The following is a 20,191-nucleotide window of genomic DNA, read 5'->3' on the forward strand; positions in this document are numbered from 1 at the left end:
GAACGTTTTATCCTCCTGGGCTATTGGTGAATTATTTCACTATAGCTAAGGGGGTGGTATTGGATATGCTAGAATTGATTATAAAAAGTTTTGCTACTGTTTATATTATTAAATTAGTTTTAAAACATAATCTTTTTGTTTCTAAGTTAATTATCAAGATAAGGTTTCTTGGTGTTCATATAGAAGTTGATGGCAAAGAGAAAAAGCACCCATCCTTCAATGATTAGTGCTTTAATCTCTCAAATTTAATTATTAAATTCATCCAATAGCCCTAAAACAAAATAAATGTTCTAAGGATTGCTTAGTGTCATCAGCACTAAGCTTTTCTTATTTACACCTACAGTGTAAGTTCGATTTACTAAATCAATGATTTAGAGTCTTACTTATATTATATCAAATTATTATAAAAAATAAACATATATGTTTATTTTAATACTTATAAATTTTTTTATATAGAAACTCTGACTTTACATTTCTTTTATTCTTTAATTAATTTTTTATATCGAAAATACTGCCGTAGATTTGCATTGATTTTGATAAGAAAATGAAACTCATTATCTCTTTGGCGAAGAAGTACTCGAAGAGTAAGCGACTCATACAAGATTTTAAATCTGGGTTCTCTGCTTAAATACATCTTATGTTAGGGTTCAACAGTAGGACAAGGACAAAAGGAATTATATGATGCATTATTTAAATACATCTCATGTTAAGGTTCAACAAAGAGGTGATTAGCATAGATAATTATAAAAAAACATTTAAATACATATCATGTTAAGGTTCAACTAAGAAGATAGGGGAGATATAGATGGCGAAGTTATAATTTAAATACATCTCATGTTAAGGTTCAACAATATAAAACATATCGAAAATAAGTTGGTGATGAAAATTTAAATACATCTCATGTTAAGGTTCAACCACTGTAGTTAAGCCATTCCTTATTTTCATTATATCCTTTAACCTGTTGAAAATAAAGGGTTTCTTCGAAATTTTTCCAAGCGATTTGTGTTTTTAATAAAAGTCATAAAAAGCATCCTTTGAAACCTGTGTTATCAATGACTTAAAAGGTGTTTTATTTAATTGGAGGTTGGAAAAATATAATGCTGAATTGAAAGCTTCTGGGATTACGTTCCAGTAAGGATTTAGATATCAAGAGATGATTATAAAATGAAACTCCTTCTCACTTTGTCGAAGGAGTAAGCGATTCACACAAGATTTTAAATCTTGGTTCTCTGCTTAAATACATCCTATGTTAGGGTTTAACCCTTTTGGAGTTGCTGTATCTCTAACTCTTCCTTCGCTTAAATACATCCTATGTTAGGGTTTAATCGTATCTTTTTTTATGCACACATATAAGCTTAAATTATTTAAATACATCCTATGTTAGGGTTCAACGCTAGACAACATCATTCTTTTAGGAGTTATAGATGTATTTAAATACATCCTATGTTAGGGTTCAACGCCAGGCACATACACAATAAATAGAATTTGATTTATTTAAATACATCCTATGTTAGGGTTCAACAAAAAAGACCATATGTAGGTTTTACTGGCGTAGGATTTAAATACATCCTATGTTAGGGTTCAACTTCTTCGTCTACTAGTATTTTTTTCAATTCCTTTATTTAAATACATCCTATGTTAGGGTTCAACAATGATTCTCTGTGTTTTGCCTAATAATAGTCATTTCATTTAAATACATCCTATGTTAGGGTTCAACATAATTAATTTTTATTGCAAGCCTAGTAATTAATATATTTAAATACATCCTATGTTAGGGTTCAACCACTGTAGTTAAGCTATTCCTTATTTTTATTATATCCCTTAACCTGTTGAAAATAAAGGGTTTCTCTGAAATTTTTCCAACCGATTTGTGTTTTTAAAAAAGTTTATGAAAAACACACCTTAAACTTTGTGTTTTCAATGGTTTAGAGCAGGTCTGATTTAAAGGGAGGTTGAAAAAATATAATGCTAAGTTGAAGGTTTCCAGTAGGAAGTTTTGGTTGCCAAGAATTGATGAGATTAGGAAATTAGAAAAGTAGGGGAGATTTAAACTTTTCCAACTACTTTGGCAGGGCTAAATATATTCATTAATTTTGATAAAAAATGAAACTCCTTCTCACTTTGTCGAAGGAGTAAGCGATTCACGCCAAATCATAGATTTGGGTTCTCTGCTTAAATACATCATATGTTAAGGTTCAACTTTCTTTTTAATTTTAAATCAGAAGCTTTTGTAAATTTAAATACATCATATGTTAAGGTTCAACAGATACGTGCATAGATTTTTCAAAAATGTAACCAATTTAAATACATCATATGTTAAGGTTCAACCACTGCAGTTAAGCAATTCCTTATTTTCATTATATCCTTTAACCTGTTGAAAATAAAGGGTTTGTTTAAAAATTTTCCAACCGATTTGTGTTTTTTCAAAAGTTTATGAAAAACACCCTTTAAACCTTCAATTTTCAATGGTTTAGGGAGTGTTTTGTTTAATCGGCGGTTGGAAAAATATAATGCTAAATTTAAGGTTTCTGGAATGATGTTTCAGTAGCAGGTTTTGGTTATCAAGACTTGATTATATTAGGAAGCTAGAAGGGTAGGGGAGAGTGAGACTTTTTCAATCGACTTGTGTTTTTTCAAAAGTTGATTAAAAACACCCCTTAACCATGTGTTTTCAATGGTCAGGGGATGTTTTGGTTACAGGAAGGTTGGAAAAATTATATTATGAGATCTTCACCTGTATTATTTTGTTGAATTCCTAGTATTTCTTCACCATACACTTTTTCATTTAGAAGTTTAATAATACATATAAAATCTTCTTCTTTATTTATTACCTTATTTAAATCTTTCTTTAGAAGTATTAAATTTGATGGGGTTATCTCTCCTCTAAAAACTGATTTTTGAAAATGAGACAAATATTTTTTACATACTTTAAATACTCTGCCTACTCTTTTTTCGTTAACGTCATAAAATAAAAATGCATAGTTATATTTTATTTTTCCCCCCATATTACATGTTCTCCTTTAGGTTAAAAGGCTTGAACTCTTTTCCTTCTAATATAAACTTTATAAGCTTATAACAATCTAATTTTATAGCTGTCCTATATGAAACTTTTCTTTTTAACTTTGGATGTACAAATACAGTTTCCATTCTTTCCTCAAATGCTGTAATAAATATTTTCCTTCCTTCTTCATTTAATAAGCAATAATTTACTTTTTTATCGAAATGCTTAGATACCTGGAGCTTTTTTTTATTTACCAAATCAAAAATTGTCCTATATACTATAACAGGCTTAAACACTTCGCTTATATCTAAACTAAGTGAGAATCTTCCTTCAGATGGTTCATGTAGAAAACTAATTCTTTGATCTAAGTGTGTATTATATATTGCTGCAATTGTCTTTCCATATAATAATGTATTACCAAAAGAGATTAGTGCATTTATAGGATTATCTGGGGGTCTTTTAACTCTTTTATTCAGTATGAAATCTTCTGGTAGTATATGTTTAAATTCTCCATAAAATTTTTGCCAAACCTCACCTTCCACCTGCATAAGCTGTTTTATGTCTTTAGCTTTATTTAAATTAATTATAAATTCATCATTTATCCAATCTATTGTTTCTTTAACTTCTTTTTTATCATGTCTATAGTAATGATACAGTAACTCTGATATATTCTCTCCTATTCCATTTACGATACCTTTAGCTATTTCTAATCTATTATTTTTATAAGCATCTACCTGTGCAACTAAAAGTCTTCCACTATTATATCTTTCTCTTGGATAAAATGTTCCGCTATACCCACCATAATAATTGAAGAAATGTACAATTATATTATTTTGAGAGAGGAAGTCTAACAATTTAGTATTTATACTTACTTCTGATAAGCAGTAAATTTCCTTAGTATTTTCAATTGGAATATATACATTCTTTCCGTCTTTTCTAAAACATAACGAATTATCCTTTCTGGTTAATTCCCCCATAGACGTTATATATCTTGTGCTCCCCATATTTTCCTCCTAAATATAACAATATTCGTAATAGGCACATTTTTTGCATTTAGGTTCATTTATTATATCTGGTACCTCTAATTCTTCTAAAAGAAGTTCTATTTTTGATATTATAATATCAAGTTCTCTAGAGTTATCTTCTGTTAAATTTACAATTAAAGTTTTATTTTTGCTTTTGTTTTTCTCAACAAATTCTAACTTTCCAGTTCTCTCTATTCCTTTTTCTTTTAGTATTTTTAAATATAAAAGTAACTGCCATTTAGCTGCTTCAACATCTGCATCTGATTTTTTTACCTCTACTAAATAATCCTTAGTCAACTTATCTATTTTAATATTTTCTATTGATATTTCTGAATTAGTAGAATTCTGGCTTTTAACTTCATGTATGGCTTTTCCTATCTTCACTTCTTCACTGTTATCTTCTAAATTTATTCTGTTTCCATGAAGCCAGCACTGTCTCTTGCAGTGAAAATAATAATTTATTAATGTACCATTTACTCTCATAAGTCCTCCTTTTTTTCTTATAGATTTTATATAAAATCTGATGCACCTATATTAAAATTTTCTCTGTCAAACTTACCATTAGTAAAATATTTTTCTCCTTCATCTATACAGTACATCTCACCTAATCTGTCATTATGAGTAAAATCTCTACTTGTAACTTTATATACAAAATAATTGAGATTACTTGTTACTTTTGAAAGCTTTACTTTCTTTTCAGCATAATCTAGTTCACTATTTTTAAGTAGATTTTTATAATGATTCCATACATCTTTACCATTTAAGATTTCTCCATTTTCTAGTTCTATATCTCTACATAAAAATACTGTTACTTCATTTTTGTCATCATCTATAAGTTTCATTTTTTTCTGTACTTCTAAGAAATTTAACTTGCCTATTTTGTCATTTATAAAGGCCTCTATATTATTTTCATTAAACTTTGAGCTTTCGTCATTAATTCTTTTAAGAACCATATTATAGTATTCTTGAAAATTCTTTTTTATTAAAACATCTCTTATGCTACTTGATTTAAGAGTTAAACTTTTTTCTTTTCTATAGTCTCCTTTGTAAATACTAGAAGCTGAATCTAAATCAAAAAAGTATACAGTACATTTAGGTTTTTTACAGGATCTATTTATCCTACCTAAAAATTGTTCATCGCTATCTAACATGGAGATATCTTTATAACCTATATCCATATCTATATCTACACCAGCTTCAATTACTTGGGTAGCTACTAGTACAATATTTTTTTCCTTCTTTACTCTATTTATTATTTCATTTCTTTCTATACTATTGTCATCTCCAGTTATAAGCAGAATTGTCTTTTCACCATCTAAATCATCAATTAAATCATTAAAGAACTCTAAAGCACGTTTTTTGTTTATAAATTCAATAAGTACATTATTTTCAGTATTTTTTGCAGTATTTACAACATGATTTTTTAATGCTTCATAAGCAGTAGAGCCTTTTTCTAAAAGAGAAAAATCTATCAAAACTCTATCTTTAAATATAGAGTTTTTAAAGTATTTATCTCTATCTATAATTAAATTTGTTGTATTAGTGTTGCAAGAATCTATAAGTTTGTTTAAATCCGGTAATGTTGCAGACATAATTATGATTTTTATATTTAAAATTTCTGCATAGCAGTTTAAAAACATAATTATTTCTTTCCATATGTTATTTTTATAGCTCTGTATCTCGTCTAAGATAATCACACTATTTGCCAGTTGAATAAGTGGAAATAAATCTTCTTTAGAGGTTCCGAATAAATAATTAAATATACTAACATGGGTTGTTAGCACTATAGGATAATTTAAAAACTGATTATTAAGTAATGATGCATTATAGTTGATCTCTTCATTTTTTTCAGCTTTACTTTGATTTTTTATTACTTCTTTTATTGGAACTAATGAATTTATCACGGCTATCTCATTAAATAACTTTTTATCAAAACCAAATACCTTTTCTAGATTAGCGATATTTTGTTCAACTAATGTATTAAAGGGGTACACATTAAATATTTTGTTTAAAAGATTATCTTTTTCTATTAACTTAAAGCTTAAATTTAATGCTACGTTACTCTTTCCACTGCCTGTGGGTGCTTCTAAGTAATATATATTGCTTAGAATGTTTTTCTCTAATGTTTTTTCTGCATCCAAAAACATTTCATTTCTAAGAATATTAATATCTTTTACGCCTACAAAACTATGTTTTTTCAGATAGCTTTCCTTTTCATATTGTCTTATTCCCTTATATATGTCAGTTTTCTTTAACACATCATAAAATTCATTTATATCTGATAGTTGTCCAAAATCATTAATCTCTAAGTTATTCATAAATTGTGATGTTGAATAATAGTCACATCCAAGTAATAAAGAAGTTAAAAACCTCTCATATATGTAAAGATAAATTTTTTTGCTCCTCTCATTTATTTCTTTATCTAAGTAACTATTTACTAATTGAAAGAGTTTTTTCATTATCTTAGGCTTTTTTTCAAATATTAAGTCATCATCATAAGAGGAGTTAAATATACTTAATTGATCAGTGTAAAGCCTTGTGCCTTCACCATCATCATTTAAAAGTTTCTCTTGATATTCACTAAAAGAATCTAAGGAACCATGATGCTTTGATATTACGTATGAATTTATCATCATAAAGAATCTTAATTTATCTTTTATATTAGAGGTTGTTTCTTCCAGAGCTTTTATTCTTCTAAAATAATAATTGATATAAATAAGAGAAGATAACATTGAATGGTTTGAATAATTAAAATCTAATCCTTCATAATTCTTAAAAAAATCATTACCCATCTTCTTGTATTGAAAACAGCAATTAATTTTTCCTATGTCGTGCATGTAAATTACATTAAGCATCATTTCTTTAAAAAGTTCTATTCCTTCTTCACATTCTTCATTAAATAAAAGATTTTGAAAGTTTAATAATACATTATCTAAATTTTTAGCTTTAACTAGTTTATATAAATATTCTTCTGAAAGATCCAAGTGTTCCTTTAAAGTTTCAAGTTCAGAATTATCTTCAGTTTTATGTGCGTATATGTTTTCGCTATTTTTTATATATTTGTCTACTTGAAATTTTTCTATATTATCAAAGTACATATATCTACTCTCCTATATTTTTTATAATAATAATTTAATTACTTCCCTAGAAGGATCTCTTAATTATTAACTTTTATATAAACAGAGTTCTTGCCTTTAGAGGGGGATTTTACCCCCTCTAAAACTTAGAAATCCTTATCCAGGGACGTAACCGCTCTTTAATTCCCACTTTGAAGAAAAGGGGAGTATTAGAACGGGTAGTCATGGGATAAAAATAGAGGGATGAACCCTCTAAAAGAAAAATATGTTTTTATCATTACACTCATATATTAAGTCATAAGATGAGTTTTCAATTGATAAATTAGTGTAAATAAACGGTTTAAGTTCATATTTATTTGTAGTTTCTTCTAAGGACATAGGAAGCATTTCTTCATATTTAAACATATCTTCTGATTCATCTTCTTCATCAAAATCAAGGCTATCATCCATGAAAGAAAAATAATTTTTAATAGCTAAACTATCAATCTTTTTAAGCTTATCTATTTTTTTAACATCTTTTAGTAACTCCACATTTTCTATAATAGCTATATGATCATTTTTCCCTAAGTAAGGAATGAATTTAAAATTGTAATTTAAAATATTATCTTTTAGTTGATTTTCTAGATCTCCTTTTAAAAGAATATAGATTTCCCAGCTAGGATCTTCAAGCCACTGTTCTTTAACAATTAAATTTCCACCTTGTTCTTTTGAGGCATAGCCAACTGAATTATTAAAGGTTTGAATTTTCTTAGGAATATATCCTTGGTGATTTAGTGGAACTATTCCTATTTCTATATCTTTAAGTTTTTCATAAAATTCAGGATATATATGATTTTCAGTTTGGTCATTATAGCCTTTTAGCCCTAATATAGACCCTAATATACCTAGTATTGCTATTTTATGAATATTTCCATAGGTAAAATAAAAATATGTGTTAACATCAGGTTTTTTAAAAAATGCAGTCTTTCCTTTCAATGTAAATTTTAAAGCATCCATTTCCTATACCTCTTCTTTTGTAAATATGTTAAAGTACTTTGCGTTTTCTATATCCTTTTTTATAATTGTTGTGTAGGGATTATAATAAATTTCTATGGATTTTATTCTCTCTTTTAAATCTTTAAATAAACTTTTGCACTTTATTATTATATTTCCTTTATCATCGCATTTTTCAAATACAACATGTTGAGATAAGTCTGGTAAATATAAATCTCTATCTGTTTCTACAAACAGGGCAAATTCATTTTCACAACCTATTTTTGCATTTGTTGAAAAAGATGTAGCTGCAACCATGGAAGCTTCCTTAAAGTTTTTATAGTCTTCTTCAGTGTATCCTTCAGTAACCTCTAACTCCTTAAATCCATCATAGGCCTGAGGATTTATTGTAAATGGATAAAAATAATGTGCCTCATCACTAACTATTTTTGTTCCTAATGTTGAAGACTTTGCTTCATCATCATCTTCCTTTTTCTTTTTTGGATCTCTAAAAGGGGATAATATTTGTTGCTCATCTGCATTTGTATCTGAATATTTATTGAATCCTTGTCCAATTTGAACCGCCCCTGTTATTGATATATTATTTCCCTCTTCTGCAAAAGTAGCTCCAAAGTTTTTTACATCTATGGCTGAAAATAAGTTTTCTAAAACCTTTTTGCTATCTTTAGTGTTTTTTAAATCTTCACCTTGAAAAATATGTTCATATCTTTCCTTTAAAGACCTTGGAATAAGCTCAACTTCTCCTTTTTTACCTTCTTGTAATCTCATAGATTTTATATATAAAACCTTTTTACCTTGCTCGTCCCACATTTTTTTCATAGGATATTTAAATGCCTTATCACTACCAAAAACTTCACCTGAGGAAGTTGTCTTTGGATATCCTGTAAAATCAGCATTCCAATTGCTCATTCTTGAAACTATACCTAAAACTCCATAAACTCTACTCTTCATTTTTATTTTCCTCCTTATTTGATTTTTCATATATTAAGCTACTATGAAGATATCCTGCCATTATTAAATCCTCATCTATTTTGCTTTCTGGAACATATGAGGACACCATAGCCATAAGATTATCAACACGTTTTCGTCCTCTTGAAATAGTATAATTATATTTTTTAAACATTCTTCTAAATTCCATTTTTATTCTTTCATCATTCTTAGCATTTATAATAGGATTAGCCAATGAATGAACCTTTTTAGAAGATTTATTTAATGATATAAAATAATTTGTAAGTTGCCCTACTGCAAAATAATATTCTTTATCATTATCTATTGATGGTGTATCATCTTGAGAAATCTTATTTCGTAATGATGATTTAATTTCTACTAATATATCAGCCATATTTTCTTCTCCTCCAAAATATTTTTTTAAAGCAAATCTTAAATTAAACTGTTCTCCTGCTTTAAATATATATCCATTATTTATAGAGCCTTTTATTAAACTTAAACTACTTTCGTTAAGTACCTTCCATGCGCTGAAATCGTTTCCTTTATAAAACCAATTAAATAGTGCTCCTCTAGAAAGTAATAAATTTCTTTTTAAATTATTATCATTTATTCTCATATCCTTTGAATCTGTGAAATAATTAGAAGTTAAAAACTTACTAAATAATACTTGATTTATTAGCTTTTTAGTTTCATCTAAGGTATTTATTTTTACGTTATAATTAAGTTCGCTTTTATTTAAATCTACATCTACTATATTTTTTAGAATTATAGGTTTTATATTAGCTTTATAATTATTTATTGTATCAAAGTCATGTATTTCTACTTCTTTTCCTTTTTTTATTCTTAAATATATACCATTAAAATCGGTACTTATTGATTCTTCATCGCTTAGAGCTTTAATTTGTTCATTATCTATATAAATATTTGTTTTTCCCATAGAAACTTGATTTAAAAGATAGTCAAAAAACTTCTTTTGTAGCAACACTTCATCTAGTGATGTTAAGTAAGGAACTTTAGTTTTTCTAGATTTGTTTTCTAAGTATGGTTTTTTAGAATTTAAGCCCATATTGTCATTAGGAAGGCCATAGGTTTTTTCACCTATTTTTACATTAAAATCTACACTGTTAAATATATTTGCTATTAAATATTTCTCATTTTCCTTTTTGTATTCTTCTAAATCATATTTAAAAAAGAACTTTAAATATGATTTATCAGTACTATTTTCATCAACATAGTTTTTGATATTTTCCTTAATCCAGCTTTTTATATTTTCTATAAGTACTGAGTCAACTTTGCCATACTTATCTTCTATCTCTTTATATAATCTAAGTTTTTCTTTGTCTTTAGAGTATTTTATTTCAGGATTTTTTAAGATTTCATAATAAGATTCTATTAACTCATCATTGAGTTTTCCGTTGTTTATATTGTCCTTTTTCACAAAAAAACTAAAATAATTATTACTGTGTATTATTTTGTTACCGTCTATTGGTTTATTCATATCTATAAGCTTACTTAAATAGTCAGCATTACAAATAAAATCAAAATGCTCACTACTTCTATCAATTTCTTTTGTCTTTTTATTTTGCTTTATCTTCACTAAATCTAATTCCTTAAATGTATCTTCATCTGGAGCTAATATTACATAATCTCCATCAGAGGGAATATAGGAATTAGTTATAAAATTTTCTCCATTTTTATCATATATCTTCTTGAAAGTTTTAATTGCATCTTGAAGCATTCACTCACCCCCTTACATCCATTTGTAATTCAAGAATCCCATACCCCTTGGACACATTTCACCAAGGCCAGCACCTAATGCTAAATACGCAATGTTCTGTGATATTTCATCATCAGATATATTTAATGTGATTTTGTCACCTAATAAGGTTATATTTTTGTACTTTATTCCAATAGGTTTTTTGTTATCAAACCTTATAAAATTATATAGTGGAAAATTTTCATTAATTTTTTCATCAAAGAATTGATTATATTTCTTTATAAGATTTTCTTTTATTCTTTTTTCATATTGATCCAGTGATAAGTTTCCTTTCCAATATCCTTTATCTGTCTTTATAATTATTGGTGTTATTGAGTAAAGAGTTGAAATGTGTTTTTTAGGAATAACTTTTATTTCAACAGTTAATGCTTTGATAATTGATGTATACATATTAACCAATTGAGTTTTAAAATTTCTTAGGATTTTCTCGTCAATAGTTCTTATTTTTACTGAGTATATGTTTCCTGCTTTGTATATTTTGTCTTCTTCAAGTTTGTATGGCAATGAAAAAGTATAATATTTATACCTATTTTCATTATGTAAAGCTAATAATTCTGTATCCTTACATAATGATTTGTCAATTAATTCTGATAATTCTTCGTAAGCTTGATCTAGCGGTAAGTCTTTAATAAGAAATATTTTTAATGTTAATTCATAAACTTTCATTAATTCACCTCCATTATTATAAATTTTAATATTTACTACTGGTATTAACTGTTCTACAACATTAAATGTTACGGTTCATAAATACATAAATTTTAATATTAACCACATTTAAATGCATCCACATGCTATGACTAGATTATAATACATATTATTGTAAGAAATCAATGATTTTCCTAAAATTATAATTATTTCTACATAATTTACATTTATTTCACAGTTTCTCTACAAAAATAAAACTATTTTATATAGCTTAAATTTTGTTATAAATATAAATACCTCTTAAAGCTTTTGAAATTAAAAGCTTTAAGAGGTGCTTTTTCTAGATTTTTAAGGTTCAACTATGGATTCACATTGATTTTGATAGGATAGTGAAACTCCTCCTATCTTTATCGAAGAGGTACTCGAAGGGTAAGGGACTCACACAAGATTTTAAATCTTGGTTCTCTGCTTAAATACATCTCATGTTAGGGTTCAACTATAGATTTAGTAATTGATTTTTAATAGGGAAATGAAACTCCTTCTCTTTTCATCGAAGGAGTAAGCGATTCACACCAAATCATAGATTTGGATTCTCTGCTTAAATACATCATATGTTAGGGTTCAACGGAATAATGTATGGTATCAAGTAGGCAGAGCTTATGCATTTAAATACATCATATGTTAAGGTTCAACATTCTTTACAAGTTCAGTAATTAATTCTCTATTTCTTATTTAAATACATCCTATGTTAAGGTTCAACAGTGAATAATTGGGTAAAATCGGTAGAAGACTCATATTTAAATACATCCTATGTTAAGGTTCAACAGAGTTGTAAATCTAAAAGAGTATCTAAATAGTACCAATTTAAATACATCCTATGTTAAGGTTCAACGTTCATTAAATAATTCACCAGTTGTATTATATATATCATTTAAATACATCCTATGTTAAGGTTCAACTTAGAGAAGGAAAATTTGAAGAAGTAGAATTTTTGTTATTTAAATACATCCTATGTTAAGGTTCAACCACTGCAGTTAAGCCATTCCTTATTTTCATTATAGCCTTTAAAGTATTGAAAATAAAGGGTTTGTTTAAAATTTTTCCAACCGATTTGTGCTTTTAGAAAATTTCATAGAAGATACAGTTTAAATCCTGTAGCATCAATGGTTTAAAGCGGTTTTCATTTAAGGGGAGGTTGGAAAAATATGATACTAAATTGAAGGTTTTTAGAATGATATTCTAGTAGGAGGCTTTGGTTATTAGGAATTGATGAGATTAGTGAAATTGGAAGGGGAGGGGAGATTGAGAGTTTTTTCAATTATTTTGGCAGAGCTAAATACATCATATGTTAAAGTTCAACGGACTTTATTAGAAATATTAAAATTTGTTCAAGGCAATTTAAATACATCATATGTTGAGGTTTAACTAAATGGATGGGCGGTATTGTTCCGTATGGATATACATTTAAATACATCCTATGTTAGGGTTCAATTTATAGATTCATCAATAGATTTTTAATAAGAAAATGAAACTCCTTCTCTCTTTGGCGAAGGAGTAAGCGATTCACACCAAATCGCAGATTTGGGTTCTCTGCTTAAATACATCTCATGTTAAGATTCAACATAGAGAACTGGCTATACAGCCTGAAATAACATCTAATTTAAATACATCCTATGTTAGGGTTCAACTATAAAGAATATATAAATAAAAAACTTGGTAAAGTATTTAAATACATCATATGTTAAGGTTCAACAGAGCAAAATGGAAAAGCTATAGATCCTTGGGTAAAATTTAAATACATCATATGTTAAGGTTCAACAAAACTTCTTTAGTAGTTTTATAGGTTGGGGGGCATTTAAATACATCATATGTTAAGGTTCAACGTGGTAATAGTGATGATATGGATAAAATGTCTAAAGATTTAAATACATCATATGTTAAGGTTCAACAAAAAAGGGGTTGTTTTAAATGGCAAAAACGTTAAGATTTAAATACATCATATGTTAAGGTTCAACCACTGTAGTTAAGCCATTCTTTAATTTTATTATATCCTTTAACCTGTTGAAAATAAAGGGTTTGTTTAAAATTTTTCCAACCGATTTGTGCTTTTAGAAAATTTGATAGAAGACACAGTTTAAATCCTGTAGTATCAATGGTTTAAAGCGGTTTTTGTTTAAGGGGAGGTTGGAAAAATATAATATTAAGTGAAGAATAATGGGTTCTTAGAATTGAGATTCTTAATAAGAGGATCTCTATGTACATTAAATTTTATGATTAAGTTTTAAGATAAAAATAAATTTTTTATAGATGATGTATATGCAGGATTGAAAGTTTTACTTCACCGTAGAGGAGCTTTTACTTACTACCTTGGATCAGTAAGTGATTGGGTTATCTGCCTTTGTTCTAAGGATTGTTTATATTAACATGATTATATCAAATTATAGATTTATCCTTTATTACACAGCAAGGTTATTGCCTTTCGAACTTCATTTTTATGGAACCCATCATCATCTATTCAAGAATGATGATCAGAAGAATAAATTATAGAATTATCATAAAGCCTGTGTTATAATTTTTGAGTACAATTTAATAGTTGAATGTGGGCTACTGGTATCATTCATCCCTTTTGAAGGGAGGTGATACATTTGAGTAATGACATTTTGATGTTACTATTTACTGGTGGATTATTTTTAATTGCACTATTAACATTTGTAGTGTTACTTATAGATAAAATATCAAAAAAATAGTAGCCCCTACCGCAATTGGTTGCTACTATTTTTAAATGAAGAAATTCTAGTGATACCAGTTGCCTAAATAACTGGAATTGTATACTATAGGGTGCTACCAACACCCTATTTTTATTTTCTGCATTTCTTACTAGAATTATTATAAACTTTTTTAGAATTATGAACTCCTGAGCTTGGCTGTGAAGTTTCCTTAATATTATTATATCAAAATTTATATAATAATAAACACATATTTTTATATAAATTTAGGTAATTATAGTATTTAGAATACTATAACTACTCTTAAAGCTAGTAATATTAGTAGTTCTAAAGAAAACCTAAGTCACTTGTCTAGGATTCAACGTATATAATCCAGCCAATCTATAATTTTTCAAGTATTTAAATACATCATATGTTAAGGTTCAACAGAAAGTAAATTAGATAAAAGTTTAGTTGTTAATTATTTAAATACATCTTATGTTAAGGTTCAATAGCCAAAATATTCTCAAGAAGATTATTATAGAGGTTATTTAAATACATCTTATGTTAAGGTTCAATGATAGTTTCAATAGAAATGCAAATCCCTTAAACGTATTTAAATACATCTTATGTTAAGGTTCAATACTGCCAACCCTGGAGTAACAGCAAGAAGTCATTAATTTAAATACATCTTATGTTAAGGTTCAATGTAATAGAATATTATACTTCCAAAGGTTTTAAGTAATTTAAATACATCTTATGTTAAGGTTCAATTAAGAAAGACAAAGAGAGATCTATTAGCTGCTTAAATTTAAATACATCTTATGTTAAGGTTCAATTCAAGCGTAGCCATTCCGTCTCTTTCGATCATTTTAATTTAAATACATCTTATGTTAAGGTTCAACACTATGACGTAGCTGCCAATAGATTAAAGATACTTGCATTTAAATACATCCTATGTTAAGGTTCAACACAGCAATTAACGTTTGTTGTGGCATGGAAATATATTTAAATACATCCTATGTTAAGGTTCAACGCAACTTAAGAATTGGAATCCACTTACTGAAGAACTATTTAAATACATCCTATGTTAAGGTTCAACCACTGCAGTTAAGCCATTCTCTAATTTCATTATATCCTTTAACCTATTGAAGATAAAGGGTTTGTTTAAAATTTTTCCAACCGATTTGTGTTTTTTCAAAAGTTGATAAAAAACACCCTTTAAACCTTGGGATTTAAATGGTTTAAAGCAGTTTTTGTTTAAGGGGAGGTTGGAAAAAATAATGTTAGATTGAAGGTTTTTAGAATGATGTTTTAGTAGGAGGGGTTGGCTATTAGAAGTTAAAAAGATTAGGAAGCTAGAAGGGGAGGGTGAGACTTTTTCGATTACTTTGGCAGGAGCTGAATAGATTTATTAATTTTGATTAGAAAATGAAACTCCTTCTCTCTTTATGGAAGGAGTACTCGAAGAGTAAGTGACTCAACTCTATTATCGGTCGCCCTTAATGGTGGTGAAACACCATTTAAATACATCTAATTTGTCAGGAGCTAAATATATTCAATATTACTCATTAATTTTGATAAGAAAATGAAATTCCTTATATAAAAGAAAAGGCTTATTAACATTCACTGTTGGGTAGAAATTCCATTTGCGAAGTCATAGATTTTAAATAGTGCGTATGATATAATACCCAAGTATAATTTGTTAACCGTAGATGGATGGCTGCGGGGGTTTTGAATATTTTATCCTCCTGGGCTATTGGTGAATTATTTCACTATAGCTAAGGGGGTGGTATTGGATATGCTAGAATTGATTATAAAAAGTTTTGCTACTATTTATATTATTAAATTAGTTTTAAAACATAATCTTTTTGTTTCTAAGTTAATTATCAAGATAAAGTTTCTTGGTATCCACATAGAAGTTGATGGCAAAGAGAAAAAGCACCCATCCCGCAAAGATTAGTGCTTCTCTCTACTTAACTAAGCAAATAATATAGTTAAAATCCAATAGCCCTAAAACAAAATAAATGTTCTAAGGATTGCTTAGTGTTGACGCACTAAGCTTTTCTTATTATAGGACTCTTATAAACTTTTTTAAAATTATTAACTCCTCAGCTTGGTTGTGAAGTTTCCTTAATATTATTATATCAAAATTTATATAAAAATAAACACATATTTTTATATAAATTTGGGTTGTTATAGTATTTAGAATACTATAATTACTCTTAAAGCTAGTAATATTAGCAGTTCTAAAGAAAACCTAAGTCACTTGTGCTAGGATTCAACGTATATAATCCAGTTAATCTATAATTTTTCAAGTATTTAAATACATCCTATGTTAAGGTTCAACCTATAAAGAAACAAAGGGTTCTACTTTTGAATTTGAATACATCCTATGTTAGGGTTCAACAAATCGAAAATTTATTAGAAGGGAAAGAAAAAATTAATTTAAATACATCTCATGTTAAGGTTCAACGTGATGGTGAATATGCAGAATGGGGAAACATAGTAAGATTTAAATACATCTGATGTTAAGGTTCAACATGTTTCATTACTTTGTTTTATATTATTATTGTTAGATTTAAATACATCTCATGTTAAGGTTCAACACTCAACCACAAGTTATGGAATGTTAACTCTTTAATTTAAATACATCCTATGTTAAGGTTCAACCTAATGTAGAATCAGAGGATTACAGTGGAACTCCATTATTTAAATACATCCTATGTTAAGGTTCAACGGATATTGTTAGTGATAGTTGGGGGAAATGGTGTGAATTTAAATACATCCTATGTTAAGGTTCAACTACTGTAGTTAAGCCATTCCTTATTTTCATTATATCCTTTAACCTGTTGAAAATAAAGGGTTTGTTTAAAATTTTTCCAACCGATTTGTGTTTTTTTAAAAGTTTATAAAAAACACCCTTTAAACGTTGAATTTTCAATGGTTTAGATCATGTTTTGTTTAAGTGACGGTTGGAAAAAATAATGATAAATCGAAGGTTTTTGGGATTATGTTCCAGTAGGAGCTTGGATACCAAGAGCTGATTATAAAATGAAACTCCTTCTCTTTTCATCGAAAGAGTACTCGAAGAGTAAGCGATTCACACCAAATGGCAGATTTGGGTTCTCTGCTTAAATACATCTCATGTTAAGGTTCAACTAAAGCTAATTTAATCAAAAGATTAAATACTGTATATTTAAATACATCCTATGTTAGGGTTAAATAAAAGATTTATCAATTGATTTTGATGAAAAAATGAAACTCCTTCTCTCTTTGTCGAAGGAGTAAGCGATTCACACCAAATCATAGATTTGGGTTCTCTGCTTAAGATTCAACCACTGTAGTTAAGCCATTCCTTATTTTCATTATATCCTTTAAACTGTTGAAAATAAAGGGTTTGTTTAAAATTTTCCAACCGATTTGTGTTTTTTAAAAAGTTGATGAAAAGTACCCTTTAAACCTTGGGATTTAAAGGGTTTAAAGCAGTTTTTGTTTAAGGGGAGGTTAGAAAAAATAATGTTAGATTGAAGGTTTTTAGAATGATGTTTTAGTAGGAGGGGGTGGTTATTAGAAGTTGAAAAGATTAGGAAGCTAGAAGGGGAGGGGAGAGTGAGACTTTTTTAATTATTTTGTAGGACTAAATATTACCCATTGATTTTGATAAGAAAGTGAAACTCCTTCTCACTTTGTCGAAGGAGTAAGTTTGTCTTAGCTATGGTATCTATAGGATTAAACAATTATAACACTTACCCTAATATTTTCATATAATTCAAATTATTAAAACATAGATACTCTTCCAATTTATCAGCGGTGAACACGATAAGTTTATTAATAGAAAGGTCTAAAGAGAAGCAACTTCAAAGATAGGGGATTCTTTAATAGAGACTGGGTTAAGGTTTATTTCAGTAATCATTATAGAACTTCTCATAAGATGATGCCACTTTTTAAGAAATAAATTATAATGCTTTATAACATCATTTTTTCCTTCTTGAGTTTTAAACACAATATTTTTTTCATTTTACTTTTCTCCTTGGTATCATAAATTTGAAATCCAAATTTCAGCATCTGCAATATTCTTAAATGTTCTAAAATGGTTTCCTTTATTAGCTTCAATAACCATTTCTCTAAATCTATCATTAAATTTTTCTTCATTGGCTAAAATAACGGCGACCTTTATATGATAGTTTATAAATTTTTGTAACGCCATTCCTGCCAGGCCAGTTCTAAGATTAAAGAAATCTTCGGAAAGGGTTTCACCATGAAGCATTAAGTAGTCACACCTATTTTCCATACAAGAACCAATAATGTCTAATACATCTTGTTCAGAAGAAATCTGAATTCCTTCTGAAGTATATTCAATATATCTTTTATGATTTTTATTTACTATTTTATAATTCATTTTCACTGTCTCCTTATTCATAATATATTATCATTAAATTACAAGTCTCTTTGCTCTACTAACATGGAAATTGTACTCATCATTTCCTCCGTGAATTTTATTCCACCCCACAGCATCACTCTTAACCTATTTTCCTTTTCATAATACTTCATATTAATAGTTGAATTAGCCATTCTACTATCCTTAGCATTCATTATAGCTATGAGCATATTAGATATTCGCATGTACTCATCCTTATTTATTTCATTCATGTCTACAACGGTAGATACATTTACTTTTTGCTTTACAGTTTCTACTTCTTCATTAGAAGTTGAAAAATCAATATTTTCTTCTTTACTTGTATCTTTAGTTTTTATATTAACATTGTTCTTTTCCATAAAAACACTTAAATCATGACCTGAAATCCTCCATTGCTTTCCAACTTTATTAGCTCCAAGCTTACCTTCTGTTATAAATTTTCTTATAGTTTTGTGATGCATACCCAATATTTCTGCGATTTTATCTATTGTATAAAATTGATTCTCCATAAAAAATCTACCCTTTCAAAATTAGTCTATGGTGAAATTATAATGATTATTTTTATATTCGTCAAGCAATTTGTTGCATTTTATTTAACTTTATTATACTTTGTTGTCCTTTGGTAAACTCTTGATTTTGTTTTTACATTGTAAAAGACCTATTTATTTATGATAAATTTTACCACTTATAATTATCTCCTTTTTTACAGTATCCTTTTAGATAGTATTATACTAATAAGTGCGTACTTGTAATAGTAATAGTTGTATCCTAAAATAATAACATGACATGAAATAATACCAAATTATAGTAGATATAAAATTAATTGGAGGTATAAAAATGAAAGTATTACTTATTAATGGAAGTCCTAAATCTCAAGGATGTACCTATACTGCTCTAGGGGAAGTAGCAAAGGAACTAGAAAAAGAAAATATTGAAACAGAAATCTTTCATATTGGGAACAAGCCTATTCGTGGTTGTATGGGCTGTGGGGGTTGTTCTAAAGATGACTCAGGTAAGTGCATATTTGACGATGATACTGTAAATATTGCTTTGGCAAAAGCTAAAGAGGCTGATGGTTTTATCTTTGGTTCCCCGGTACATTATGCAGGTGCATCTGGTCAAATAACATCTTTTTTAGATAGATTCTTTTATGCAGGAGGTAGCTTTGAGTATAAACCTGGTGCTGCAATTGTAAGCTGTCGTAGGGGAGGTTCAACCGCTGCTTTTGAGCAGTTAAATAAATATTTTACTATTTCAAATATGCCTGTTGTATCTTCTCAATATTGGAATATGGTTCATGGAAATACTCCTGAAGAAGTAAAGCAGGATTTAGAAGGAATGCAAACAATGAGAACATTAGGTAAAAATATGGCCTGGCTTTTAAAAAGTATAAAAGCTGGTAAAGAAGCAGGAGTTGCACTGCCAGAAAAAGAGCCAAAAGTAAGAACTAATTTTATACGTTAATCTTAAAAGAGCTAACAATCTAAAATGCACCTCAAAAGTTAGACATGTTATATAACCATATGTCTAGCATTTTAAGGTGCATTTTTCAGGGGAGATACTCTGTAAAATTAAAAGCTAAAGATATGGTAACTACCTA

At 28.0% G+C, this 20,191-nt stretch carries 14 protein-coding genes and 6 CRISPR repeat arrays; of the genes, 4 read left to right on the plus strand and 10 right to left on the minus strand.

The window, feature by feature from the left end; genetic code table 11:
* Positions 1-65: 65 nt before the first annotated feature.
* A complete protein-coding gene (locus KQI89_RS16290) occupies positions 66-227 on the plus strand; it encodes a hypothetical protein (protein ID WP_216458016.1) in 162 nt (53 codons plus the stop codon).
* Positions 228-622: 395 nt separating this feature from the next.
* Positions 623-916: direct repeats of the CRISPR family, unit length 30 nt.
* Between the two features lie 315 nt (positions 917-1,231).
* A CRISPR array of direct repeats spans positions 1,232-1,784; the repeat unit is 30 nt.
* A gap of 930 nt (positions 1,785-2,714) precedes the next feature.
* Here the strand turns inward: KQI89_RS16290 and cas2 are convergent.
* From cas2 to cas6, 8 genes are all read right to left on the minus strand, one after another.
* Complete coding sequence (cas2, locus tag KQI89_RS16295; protein ID WP_216457982.1) at positions 2,715-3,005, minus strand: CRISPR-associated endonuclease Cas2; 291 nt, start codon at positions 3,003-3,005, stop codon at positions 2,715-2,717.
* 1 nt (position 3,006) lies between these two features.
* Entirely contained in the window at positions 3,007-4,005 is a 999-nt protein-coding gene (gene cas1b / locus KQI89_RS16300) for a type I-B CRISPR-associated endonuclease Cas1b (RefSeq protein WP_216457983.1), read from the minus strand.
* Between the two features lie 9 nt (positions 4,006-4,014).
* Entirely contained in the window at positions 4,015-4,509 is a 495-nt protein-coding gene (cas4, locus tag KQI89_RS16305; protein WP_216457984.1) for a CRISPR-associated protein Cas4, read from the minus strand.
* A 26-nt stretch (positions 4,510-4,535) separates the two neighbouring features.
* Positions 4,536-7,124: a CRISPR-associated helicase Cas3' gene (gene cas3 / locus KQI89_RS16310; protein WP_216457985.1), complete on the minus strand. Its 2,589-nt coding sequence runs from the start codon at positions 7,122-7,124 to the stop codon at positions 4,536-4,538.
* Between the two features lie 231 nt (positions 7,125-7,355).
* Positions 7,356-8,099: a type I-B CRISPR-associated protein Cas5b gene (gene cas5b, locus KQI89_RS16315; RefSeq protein WP_216457986.1), complete on the minus strand. Its 744-nt coding sequence runs from the start codon at positions 8,097-8,099 to the stop codon at positions 7,356-7,358.
* 3 nt (positions 8,100-8,102) lie between these two features.
* Positions 8,103-9,047 (minus strand): type I CRISPR-associated protein Cas7, encoded by a 945-nt coding sequence (locus tag KQI89_RS16320; RefSeq protein ID WP_216457987.1) that lies wholly within the window; start codon positions 9,045-9,047, stop codon positions 8,103-8,105.
* A complete protein-coding gene (cas8b, locus tag KQI89_RS16325; RefSeq protein WP_216457988.1) occupies positions 9,037-10,782 on the minus strand; it encodes a type I-B CRISPR-associated protein Cas8b/Csh1 in 1,746 nt (581 codons plus the stop codon). Before cas8b ends, KQI89_RS16320 begins: the two co-directional genes overlap by 11 nt.
* A 12-nt stretch (positions 10,783-10,794) precedes the next feature.
* Positions 10,795-11,487 (minus strand): CRISPR-associated endoribonuclease Cas6, encoded by a 693-nt coding sequence (gene cas6, locus KQI89_RS16330; RefSeq protein ID WP_216457989.1) that lies wholly within the window; start codon positions 11,485-11,487, stop codon positions 10,795-10,797.
* Positions 11,488-12,062: 575 nt separating this feature from the next.
* Positions 12,063-12,493: a CRISPR direct-repeat array (repeat unit 30 nt; unit sequence ATTTAAATACATCCTATGTTAAGGTTCAAC).
* A gap of 565 nt (positions 12,494-13,058) precedes the next feature.
* Positions 13,059-13,482: a CRISPR direct-repeat array (repeat unit 30 nt).
* 629 nt (positions 13,483-14,111) lie between these two features.
* Between cas6 and KQI89_RS16335 the strand changes: the two genes are divergently transcribed.
* Positions 14,112-14,213 carry a putative holin-like toxin gene (locus tag KQI89_RS16335; protein WP_216457990.1) on the plus strand — a complete coding sequence of 34 codons (102 nt, stop codon included), beginning with the start codon at positions 14,112-14,114 and terminating at the stop codon, positions 14,211-14,213.
* Positions 14,214-14,589: 376 nt separating this feature from the next.
* Positions 14,590-15,273: direct repeats of the CRISPR family, unit length 30 nt; unit sequence ATTTAAATACATCCTATGTTAAGGTTCAAC.
* 699 nt (positions 15,274-15,972) lie between these two features.
* On the plus strand, positions 15,973-16,134 hold the full coding sequence (locus KQI89_RS16340) for a hypothetical protein (RefSeq protein ID WP_216458017.1): 162 nt from the start codon (positions 15,973-15,975) through the stop codon (positions 16,132-16,134).
* A gap of 357 nt (positions 16,135-16,491) precedes the next feature.
* Positions 16,492-16,977: direct repeats of the CRISPR family, unit length 30 nt; unit sequence ATTTAAATACATCCTATGTTAAGGTTCAAC.
* A 1,233-nt stretch (positions 16,978-18,210) separates the two neighbouring features.
* Here the strand turns inward: KQI89_RS16340 and KQI89_RS16350 are convergent.
* Positions 18,211-18,573, minus strand: coding sequence for a DUF4180 domain-containing protein (locus KQI89_RS16350; protein WP_216457992.1), 363 nt, complete (start codon positions 18,571-18,573; stop codon positions 18,211-18,213).
* A gap of 38 nt (positions 18,574-18,611) precedes the next feature.
* Positions 18,612-19,100, minus strand: coding sequence for a helix-turn-helix domain-containing protein (locus tag KQI89_RS16355; RefSeq protein ID WP_216457993.1), 489 nt, complete (start codon positions 19,098-19,100; stop codon positions 18,612-18,614).
* 328 nt (positions 19,101-19,428) lie between these two features.
* On the opposite strand from KQI89_RS16355, the gene KQI89_RS16360 reads away from it, so the two are divergent.
* Positions 19,429-20,055 (plus strand): flavodoxin family protein, encoded by a 627-nt coding sequence (locus KQI89_RS16360; RefSeq protein WP_216457994.1) that lies wholly within the window; start codon positions 19,429-19,431, stop codon positions 20,053-20,055.
* Positions 20,056-20,191: the final 136 nt, after the last annotated feature.

This window comes from Clostridium simiarum, from assembly GCF_018919175.1.
Taxonomy (GTDB): domain Bacteria; phylum Bacillota; class Clostridia; order Clostridiales; family Clostridiaceae; genus Clostridium_L; species Clostridium_L simiarum.

What these genes read in the sequence shown, in the direction of transcription:
- KQI89_RS16290 (WP_216458016.1), top strand. Translation starts at nt 66, where the DNA reads ATGCTAGAATTGATTATAAAAAGTTTTGCTACTGTTTATATTATTAAA.
- cas2 (WP_216457982.1), bottom strand. Translation starts at nt 3,005, where the DNA reads ATGGGGGGAAAAATAAAATATAACTATGCATTTTTATTTTATGACGTT.
- cas1b (WP_216457983.1), bottom strand. Translation starts at nt 4,005, where the DNA reads ATGGGGAGCACAAGATATATAACGTCTATGGGGGAATTAACCAGAAAG.
- cas4 (WP_216457984.1), bottom strand. Translation starts at nt 4,509, where the DNA reads ATGAGAGTAAATGGTACATTAATAAATTATTATTTTCACTGCAAGAGA.
- cas3 (WP_216457985.1), bottom strand. Translation starts at nt 7,124, where the DNA reads ATGTACTTTGATAATATAGAAAAATTTCAAGTAGACAAATATATAAAA.
- cas5b (WP_216457986.1), bottom strand. Translation starts at nt 8,099, where the DNA reads ATGGATGCTTTAAAATTTACATTGAAAGGAAAGACTGCATTTTTTAAA.
- KQI89_RS16320 (WP_216457987.1), bottom strand. Translation starts at nt 9,047, where the DNA reads ATGAAGAGTAGAGTTTATGGAGTTTTAGGTATAGTTTCAAGAATGAGC.
- cas8b (WP_216457988.1), bottom strand. Translation starts at nt 10,782, where the DNA reads ATGCTTCAAGATGCAATTAAAACTTTCAAGAAGATATATGATAAAAAT.
- cas6 (WP_216457989.1), bottom strand. Translation starts at nt 11,487, where the DNA reads ATGAAAGTTTATGAATTAACATTAAAAATATTTCTTATTAAAGACTTA.
- KQI89_RS16340 (WP_216458017.1), top strand. Translation starts at nt 15,973, where the DNA reads ATGCTAGAATTGATTATAAAAAGTTTTGCTACTATTTATATTATTAAA.
- KQI89_RS16350 (WP_216457992.1), bottom strand. Translation starts at nt 18,573, where the DNA reads ATGAATTATAAAATAGTAAATAAAAATCATAAAAGATATATTGAATAT.
- KQI89_RS16355 (WP_216457993.1), bottom strand. Translation starts at nt 19,100, where the DNA reads ATGGAGAATCAATTTTATACAATAGATAAAATCGCAGAAATATTGGGT.
- KQI89_RS16360 (WP_216457994.1), top strand. Translation starts at nt 19,429, where the DNA reads ATGAAAGTATTACTTATTAATGGAAGTCCTAAATCTCAAGGATGTACC.